4 protein-coding genes are annotated in these 5,488 nt (G+C 66.0%); all 4 read right to left on the bottom strand.

Features of this window, described 5'->3' with window-relative positions; all coding sequences use genetic code 11:
- Positions 1-2,256: alpha-mannosidase (locus ELR45_RS15530; RefSeq protein ID WP_205856656.1), on the bottom strand; the 2,256-nt coding region annotated here is incomplete at its 3' end.
- Positions 2,257-2,260: 4 nt separating this feature from the next.
- On the bottom strand, positions 2,261-3,148 hold the full coding sequence (locus tag ELR45_RS15535; protein ID WP_129667225.1) for a carbohydrate ABC transporter permease: 888 nt from the start codon (positions 3,146-3,148) through the stop codon (positions 2,261-2,263).
- Positions 3,142-4,086, bottom strand: coding sequence for a carbohydrate ABC transporter permease (locus ELR45_RS15540; RefSeq protein ID WP_129667226.1), 945 nt, complete (start codon positions 4,084-4,086; stop codon positions 3,142-3,144). The genes ELR45_RS15535 and ELR45_RS15540 overlap by 7 nt, the downstream gene beginning before the upstream one ends.
- A 30-nt stretch (positions 4,087-4,116) precedes the next feature.
- Positions 4,117-5,385, bottom strand: a complete 1,269-nt coding sequence (locus ELR45_RS15545) for an ABC transporter substrate-binding protein (protein WP_205856657.1) — start codon at positions 5,383-5,385, stop codon at positions 4,117-4,119.
- Between the last annotated feature and the right edge of the window lie 103 nt (positions 5,386-5,488).

A 5,488-nucleotide genomic window follows, 5' to 3' on the forward strand; every position in this document is an offset into this window, starting at 1 on the left:
GCTGCCGTCTTCGCATAACGTCGCTGTGCCGTCCACGAGGTCGACGGCGTTCGCACGGTACGAGCGGTCGAGGTCCCACGCGTCCCACTTCGCCGGCGCGTCCACGTGCAGCTGCGGCAGGTTCGCCGCCTTGCCATGCGCGATGAGGTCGCGCCCCGATGCGAGGTCGACGACGTGCGCGATGAGCCCGTTCGCGGTGATCTCGACGCGCAGCGCGGCCGAGGTCAGCTCGACGCCACCGTGCGGCAGTTCGGTGATATCCACCATGTCTGTCATATCCGCAACGTCCACCGCCCCGCCGAATGCGGGGGCACCCGCCGCGGGGAACGGCGCCGCATTGATCGTGAGGCGGCGCGTTCCCGCACCCGCCAGCGCTCGCAGCGCGTCGTCGATGAGACCTTCCAACCGTTCGGTGACGCGCGCATGCGAAGCCTCGGCCTCGCGGTGCACCCACGCGATCGCGGTACCGGGCAGGATGTCGTGGAACTGGAGCAGGAGCACCTCCTGCCACAGCTCGTCCAGCTCATCGTGCGGATACGGCGCGCCCGCGCGCACGGCGGCGCTCGCCGACCAGAGCTCGGCCTCGGTGAGCAGCTGCTCGTTGCGACGGTTGCCTCGTTTCGTACGCGCCTGCGAGGTGTAGATGCCGCGATGGAATTCGAGGTACATCTCGCCTGACCACACGGGCGGCCCTGCGTATTCGCGCTCCACCGCGCCGAAGAAGGCGCTGGCCGTGTCGAACCGCACCCGCGGCGAGCCCTCGAGATCGGACTGCAGACGTGCGTCCTGCATCATCTCGCGCGTCGGCCCTCCGCCGCCGTCGCCGTATCCGAACGGCATGAGCGAGAGCGAGGCGCCGGCGTGGTCGGCGAAGTTGCGCACGCTGCGAGCGAGCTCGACGGGTCGCATATCGCCGCTGTAGGTGTTGTTGGGCGGGAAGTGCGTGAGAATCCGTGTCCCGTCGATGCCCTCCCAGAGGAACGTGTGGTGCGGCATCCGGTTGGCATCGTTCCAGCACATCTTCTGCGTGAAGAACCAGCGGATCCCTGCCTTGCGCAGCAACTGCGGCAGCGCGCCCGGATATCCGAATGAATCGGGCAGCCACCCGACGTCGCTGCGAGCTCCGAACTCCCGCTCGAAGAAGCGGGTTCCCTGCGAGAGTTGGCGCGCCAGAGACTCGCCCGACGGCATGTTCACGTCGGACTCGACCCACATGTTGCCGACAGGAACGATGCGGCCCTGGGCAACGCGCTGCTTCACCCGTGAGTACAGCTCAGGGTCCTGGCGCTTGAGCCAGGCGAAGTGCTGTGCCGACGAGCTGGTGAACACCGCGTCCGGGTCACGGTCCATCAGGTCGACCACATTCGCGAAGGTGCGTGTGACCTTGCGCACTGTCTCTCGGGTCGGCCACAGCCACGCCGAGTCGATATGCGCGTGACCTGTCGCGATGATGCGGTGTGCCGACGCAGCCGCGGGGGAGGCGAGCAGGGGTGCGAGCACGGCCCGCGCGGCCGGCGTCGATGCTGCGGGGTCGTCGGGGTCGAGCTCATCGAGCGCACGGTCAAGGCCCGCCAGCAGCGCTGCCCTGCGCGGTTCGTTCTCGCCGAGTTCGAGTGCGAGGCCGTGCAGCACGGTCACCTCTCGGACAAGACGCTCGACCTCGGTGTCGATCCGGTAGATCTCGAGCCGCCCCAGCCGGTACAACGGTGCGTCAGGTGCGTCCCTCGGGTCGCCGAACGGCGTCGGCGCGTACGCACGTGCCCCCTTGAAGTCGTCGCCTCCCGACAGGTCCGGGTTGGACGCGGCCTCGACCAGAAACGCGACCGCCTCGCCGGGCACCGCCTCGAGCGGCACGTGATGATTGCGGGGTTCGAGACCCTTCACCGCCTGCCCTGCCGGAGTACGCACCAGCCCTTCGCATTGGAACCCTGGCTTGGCGGCGTTGAACCCGAGGTCGAGCGACAGCTCGATGCGGTGCCGATCTTCAGGCGCCCAACCCGCCGGTACCCTGGCGGTGACATGGAACCAGGTGGTGCCCCATGGCCGCCCCCACTCGAAGCCGGGAGCCACCGGCGTGAACGTCTCCGGGTGAGGCAGATCGCCGAACGGAACGGGCTCGCCCGCGCCGCCCGGCTCGCCCGGCACCGTCCACGCCGCGACGTCGAGCGGCACGCTCTCGGCGATGACCGCGTCGGCCAGATGCTCCCCGAGCCAGCGGCCGGCCCTCGCCAGGATCGAAGACGCCTGTACGTGCACGCCCTCAGTCCTTGAGCCCTGCGTTGATGTTCGACGAGGTGACGTACCTCTGGAACACGAGATAGAGGAGTATCAGCGGGATCATCGACAGCACGGACGCCGACAGCAGCACGCTCCAGTTGATGTTCTCGGCGCCGACGAGCGAACGCAAGGCGATCTGCAGTGTGAACTGATCGGGGTCGCCCAGGATGATGAGCGGCAGAATGTAGTCGTTCCAGCGCCATTGGAATGACACGATCGCGAGCGTGAGCATGATGGGCCGCGCCAGCGGCACCATGATGCGCAGGAAGATGCCGTACTCGCTCGCGCCGTCGATGCGGGCGGCATCGATGAGCTCGTCCGGGACCGTCAGGTAGAACTGGCGGAACATGAACACACCCGTCGGCGTGAGTATCGACGGCATGATGACGCCCAGCAGCGAGTTGTACATGCCGAGGTCACGCACGACCATGAACATCGGGTTCAGGATGACCTCGCCCGGCAGCATCGTCATCGACAGGACGCACAGGCCGAGCACGCTGAGCCACGGGTTCTTGTACTTCGCCAGCGCGTAGCCTGTCGACGCGCACAGGAACACGGTGATGATCGTCGTCACTGCCGCTACGGTGAACGTGTTGCCGAGGTAGCGCAGGAAATCGATGCGTTCGAACGCATCCTCGTAACCACCGAGTGTCCACTCCCGCGGGAAGAACGACAGGGGGTAGCTGAACAACTCGCCGCCCGGTTTGAACGACGACAACAGGAACCAGAGCAGAGGGAACGCCATGAGCGCGGCGAGGACCCACAGCATGGTGGTGGGGAAGATGCTGCGGCGGATTTCACCGTGCCCGCGCCGCCGGTCATACTTCTTGCGCTTCTTCGGGGGCACCGTGAGCGCGTCCGTCGTCACCATGCGTTCTTCCTCTTGCTGATACGGAGCTGGATGATCGCGATGACCATGAGGATCACCAACAGGACCATCGAGGCCGCACTCGCATATCCGACGAGCGAGCGCTCGAATCCGGTCTCATAGATGTACTGGACGATCAGGCGGTTCTGCGTACCGGGCCCGCCGCCGTTGAGCGCCTGGATCATCGCGAACTCCTTCATGGCGGTCAGCGACGACAGCAGGATGACGAGCACGGAGGTCGGAGCGATGGACGGCAAAGTGATATACCAGAAGCGCTGCCGGCCGTTCGCTCCGTCGAGTTCCGCGGCCTCATAGTACGACTGCGGCACGTTGCTGATGGCCGCGATGAACAGCAGCATATTGAAGGCGGCGCCGCCCCACGCAGATGCGAGCACCGCGACGAAAAGCGACAAGTCGGCGTTGCTCGCCCACTGCACCGAGTCTCCGCCCAGCAGACGGATGATGTAGTTGACGAACCCGAAGCTCTCGCCGAACATCCACCGCCAGATGACACCGGCGACGATGGGCGAAACGAGCCATGGCACGAAGAAGATGATGCGCGCCGGCGTCTTGCCCCGCGCTCGCTTCGTGGTGAGGGCCACGGCCATGGCAAGCGCCAGACAATAACCGACAGGCACCGCGAAGGCGGCGTACAACAGCGTGCGCCCGAGCGACTGGTAGAACTCAGAGTCTCCGAACAGGTCGGTGTAGTTGGACATCCCGACGAACTCGGGTTCTCCCCAGCCGCGGTAGTCGGTGAGCGAGTACGACAGCCCGAGCACGCCAGGCCACAGGAAGAACAGGCCGAACAGTACTGCTGTGGCGACCGTGAAGATGAAGGGCGCGAGGCGGTAGCGGCTGATTCGGCGGCGCCGAACGCGGCGACCGTCCTCCCCCGCCCGATGGGCGGAGGAGGACGGACTCAAGGTGGGGAGAGTCATAGAACTATGAGCTTCCTTCGTGCGCCGCGCTCAGTCGGCCAGCTGCTCGGTTGAGACGCTGCCGATGTTCTCCACTGTCTCCTCGAGCGACTGCTCGCCGTTGAGGAACTTGATCGTCTCGTCCTGGAGGGGCTCGGAGTCGACGGACTTGCCCTGGTAGCCGTGCAGCACGCCATCGGTCGTCTGCACCGCCGAGATGTCCGGAGACGCGAGGATCTCGCCGTTGTACAGCTGGAACGCGTACTCGTCCTCGTCGTAGCTGACCTCGAGCCCGTCCAGCACGGGCAGGCAGCCCGAGATCTCGCAATACTCGCGGTAGTTCTCCTCCGAGTACAGCCACTCGATGAAGTCGAGGGTCTCCTCCTCGACGCCCGTGCCGTCGAACGCCACGATCCACGACGCGGCACCGTAGTTGGTCGCGCGCACCGGCTGCTGCGGCAACGGCACGGAGACCCACTCGAAGTCGGTGATGGTCTCCTGGAAGTCCGCGATCTGCCACACGCCCGACATGTAGCCGGCGACGCGACCCGACTTGAACGTCGCACTCGGGTCGTCCGCCGCACCCCACACCGCTTGGGGCATGACGCCGTCCTCGTGTAGCTGCTTGAAGTACTCCAGCCCGTCCGCCCCGGCCTCGTCGAGCGCCCAGCTGCCGTCGGACTGCTCGGTGACGCCATCGCTGCCGAACTCGTAGAGGAAGGAGCGCAGGCGATGTGCGGAGTTGTCCATGACGACGCCGAACTCGGCGTCTGTGGCCTCAACGACCTCATTCGACTTCTCGACGTACTCGTCCCACGTCCACTCCTCGTCGAGTGTCGTCGGATAGTCCACGCCGGCTTCGTCCCACAGCGACTGGTTGAGGAACATGCCCACGCCCGTGAGGGTCGTCGGCAGTGCCTTGACCTGGTCGTCGGCGGGGTCGGCGACCGAGAGGGTGTCGATGATACCGACATCGTTGAAGATGTCGGTCAGGTCAAGGAGGCGGTCGGTCCATGCCGGGTCGGTCGACGGCGACGCCGCCAACGCCGGTAGGTCGTTCGCCTGCGACGCGGTGCGCAGGCGTGTACGCAGGTCCTCGTTGGGTACCTCGACGACCTCCAAGCGCACGCCCGTCTCTTCGAGGTACTTCTCCGCTAGCTGGGCGTAGCCGCCGCCCTGGTTGACATCGCCCGACTGCATGAGCTCGAGCACGACTTCGCCGTCGGAACCCCCGTCGTCGCTCGAGCATGACGCGAGTACGAGCGCGCCGATCGTCACCGTAGCGGTGGCAAGCGAGCGGATCAGGTGGTGACGCTTCACTGGGTCTCCTCGCCGACGCTCAGCCATGAGCGTCTGTCTCTGTGTGGTCGGGTGGATCACCCGAGAGGCATTTGATCGTATGTCTTGACATACTCTTGTGCGA

The sequence above is a fragment of the Phytoactinopolyspora endophytica genome (genome assembly GCF_004138495.1).
GTDB classification, from domain to species: Bacteria; Actinomycetota; Actinomycetes; order Jiangellales; family Jiangellaceae; genus Phytoactinopolyspora; species Phytoactinopolyspora endophytica.